This is a genomic window from Streptomyces sp. 8L (assembly GCF_020176795.1).
Classification (GTDB): Bacteria; Actinomycetota; Actinomycetes; order Streptomycetales; family Streptomycetaceae; genus Streptomyces.
The window spans coordinates 1-886 of record NZ_JAIUKE010000934.1 but is presented as its reverse complement, the minus strand read 5'-3'; the positions used below and the strand labels follow the sequence as shown (position 1 = coordinate 886).

Sequence of the window (886 nt, the reverse complement as noted above, 5' to 3'; positions counted from 1 at the left end):
GTGACGGGGGTGTCGGGGCTGTCGGCTGTGGCGGCTGCGGCAGCGGTCGTCGTGGGGACGGGGGCGGTCAACTGACCTCCGCTTCGATGGGTGCGTGCAGGGCGTCGAGAAGGGTGGAGACGGCCGCGCGGGCGGCGAGGACGACGCGCTCGGAGTCGTCGGCGCCGGAGCCCCGGGCGGCGAGCCCCGTGTGGAGGGCGGCGGCCATGCGCTGACGCGCCTCGTCGAGGTACCGGCGGCCCTCGGGCGTGATGGTGGCGTCGACGGCGCGGCGGTCGGTGGCGCACCGGGTGCGCTCGGCGAAACCGCGCTCGGCGAGCTCCTGGAGGACGACGGTGACGCGGGGCTGCGTCAGGCCCGTGTCGGCGGCGAGCTCGGTGACCCGCAGACCGCGTGTCTCCAGGGCGTCGAGGACGGACACATGGCTCCGGGAGAGGCCGAACTCGCCGGCCAGGTAGAGGTCGCGCGACAGGCGGCCGATGTTCCTCAGAAGCCCACGAGCGGCGGCTACAACGCGCTGCTCATCGGACATCGGCAATGAATGCATACAGCAATTATATAAGCGACTGAACGGTTTTCCTTACCGTGGCGGGCACGGAGGGTCAAGAGGTGGTAAGGGATTTTCTCCCCGTGCTTCACCTCCGTCACGGTGGTGCGGACGCGTGCACCCGTGTCACGCCTGGGTCGTACCCGTCCCGCCGCGTCCGCCCCGCGGCGCGCCGGGACCGTACCGGCGGTACGCGGGAGTGACCGGAATCACGCCGGGGGCCCCGGGGGGGGCCCCGCCCCCGGGGGGGCGGCCCCCCCCCCGGGGCGTCTTGGTCTCGGCCTGCCGCAGGACGCCGGTCTCCTCATCGCGTACGGCGTGGGTCGGCGGATGCAGCGC

At 73.4% G+C, this 886-nt stretch carries 1 protein-coding gene; it reads right to left on the bottom strand.

All coding sequences use genetic code 11. From position 1 onward, the window contains the following. Nucleotides 1-67: 67 nt before the first annotated feature. Complete coding sequence (locus tag LCE31_RS39965) at nt 68-547, bottom strand: MarR family winged helix-turn-helix transcriptional regulator (RefSeq protein WP_225023221.1); 480 nt, start codon at nt 545-547, stop codon at nt 68-70. Nucleotides 548-886 lie beyond the last annotated feature (339 nt).

What these genes read in the sequence shown, in the direction of transcription:
- LCE31_RS39965 (WP_225023221.1), bottom strand. Translation starts at nt 547, where the DNA reads ATGCATTCATTGCCGATGTCCGATGAGCAGCGCGTTGTAGCCGCCGCT.